The organism is Pedobacter jeongneungensis, assembly GCF_039538295.1.
GTDB lineage: Bacteria > Bacteroidota > Bacteroidia > Sphingobacteriales > Sphingobacteriaceae > Pedobacter > Pedobacter jeongneungensis.
This window is the reverse complement of record NZ_BAABBY010000042.1, coordinates 1-681: the sequence shown is the minus strand read 5'-3', so window position 1 is coordinate 681 and position 681 is coordinate 1. Positions and strand designations below refer to the sequence as shown.

1 protein-coding gene is annotated in these 681 nt (G+C 36.9%); it reads right to left on the bottom strand.

Going from position 1 to position 681, the window contains the following annotated elements; translation table 11 throughout:
* On the bottom strand, window positions 1-523 hold a 523-nt coding region (locus tag ABD769_RS24955; protein ID WP_344854081.1), incomplete at its 3' end, for a condensation domain-containing protein.
* Between the last annotated feature and the right edge of the window lie 158 nt (window positions 524-681).

Sequence of the window (681 nt, the reverse complement as noted above, 5' to 3'; positions counted from 1 at the left end):
TCCAGTCGCTGTGGACAATTCCCCAAACCACATCTTCCTGTTCCCTTTCATCCTGTAAATCCAGGTACCGTATCTGGAAGCCAAGCTCTTCGGATGAAAGGACAACCTGGCGAACCTCTCCCGAATCGTCCTGCCTGAAAACAGTCCTCAGGATTTCGTGCCGGTCAAGCAATGACTTAAACGCATAATCAAGGGCGGAACGGTCAAAAGAACCTTCAAAAAAATATGCCCGAGGTATGTTATAAGCTATATTCCCTTCCTCAAACTGGCTCAGTATCCAAAGACGGCGTTGGGAGGATGATAAAGGATAACCGCTTTTATCATATTGAATATTTAAAATGTACTTTGGCACAACTACATCAGAAATACTATTTAGATAGTCGATTATTTGGTTCTTATTATCTTTTATTTCTTTAAAAAAAACAGCGGGAAGGCTTGCACCTTTAAATTTCACTTTCAAATCCCCATTGTTTACTGATAGATGAATATCATGTGCTTTAAGTCTGGATATTAGCTCTTTCATATAACTTAAATTATCGTTTCATTATTCATTTCACTATTTTGATTAAGCCAGATAATATTATCTATTTCGCTTGCAATTTGTTTAATATTCTGTGATTCGAATATGCTGTTTAGTTTAAAGTTAATGCCAAACTCCTTTTTAATTTGCTTTAACAGGAC